The 1,137-nt window shown below is 71.2% G+C and carries 2 protein-coding genes; both read left to right on the forward strand.

Translation table 11 applies throughout. The features are described from left to right. Window positions 1-870, forward strand: an 870-nt coding sequence (locus ACFQ4G_RS21875; protein WP_379041113.1) for a PhnA-like protein, incomplete at its 5' end; no start/stop codon positions are given. A gap of 63 nt (window positions 871-933) precedes the next feature. Further along, complete coding sequence (locus ACFQ4G_RS21880) at window positions 934-1,137, forward strand: CsbD family protein (protein WP_238209328.1); 204 nt, start codon at window positions 934-936, stop codon at window positions 1,135-1,137.

A 1,137-nucleotide genomic window follows, 5' to 3' on the forward strand; every position in this document is an offset into this window, starting at 1 on the left:
ACCCGCACCGTCCTTCTCAACCAGGTCTCGTGGGGTGCCATCTTCGCCGGTGCCGTGACGGCGCTGGTGACCCAGGTCATCCTCAACATGGTCGGCGTCGGCGTCGGTCTGTCCAGCGTCGGCGCGAACGCCGCCGACAACCCGGCCGCCTCGACCCTCTCGCTGAGCGCCGGCATCTGGTTCGTCGCCTCCGGCATCGTCGCCGCACTCGCGGGCGGCTTCATCGCTGGCCGCCTCTCCGGCAAGCCCGTCACGGGTGCCGCCGGCCTGCATGGTCTCGTGTCCTGGGCGGTCACCACCCTCGTCGTCCTGTACCTGCTCACCTCGGCCGCCGGCGGTCTCATCGGCGGCGCCTTCTCGGGCGTGACCAGCACGCTCGGCGGGGCAGGCTCCCTGGTCGGCGGCACCGTGCAGACCGCCGCACAGGCCGCGGCACCGTCGCTGTCCAAGATCACGAACCCGCTCGACGGCATCGAGCAGTCGGTCCGCCAGCAGGCCGCCGGCCAGGATCCCCAGGCCGCCAAGGACGCCGCCGTCGCCGCGATCCGCGCCCTGTTCACCGGTGACCCGGCCCAGAAGGCCCAGGCCGAGAACCGTGCCGCCGACGCCCTCGCCAAGGCCCAGGGCATCCCGGTCGACCAGGCCAAGACGCAGATCCAGGACTACAAGAAGCAGTACGAGGAGGCCGTCGCCACCGCCAAGGTGAAGGCCGAAGCCGCAGCCGTCGCCGCCAAGTCCGCCGCCACCCAGGGCGCGTTCTACGGCGCTCTCGCGCTGATCCTCGGTGCGCTCGCCGGCTTCTTCGGCGGCCGTCTCGGCGCGCCGGCGCTCGCGACCCTGACCGACCGCTACGACGCTCGCCGCGCCTGAGCCATCATCTCGGCCGGTCGCACCGACCGGCCGAGATCCCTCCCTCGATCCAGGAGACGTGTCATGAGCAGCACCACGGACAAGCTCAAGGGCCTCGCCAACGAGGCCGTCGGCAACCTCAAGGAAGGTGTCGGCAAGGTCACCGGTAACGACAAGCTCGTCGCCGAGGGCAAGGCCCAGGAACTCAAGGGCGAGGCGCAACGCACCGTCGGCGAGGCCAAGGACGGCGTGTCCGCCCTGGTCGACAAAGCCACCGGCAAACGATGA

It is taken from the genome of Methylobacterium marchantiae, from assembly GCF_042679825.1.
GTDB classification, from domain to species: domain Bacteria; phylum Pseudomonadota; class Alphaproteobacteria; order Rhizobiales; family Beijerinckiaceae; genus Methylobacterium; species Methylobacterium marchantiae.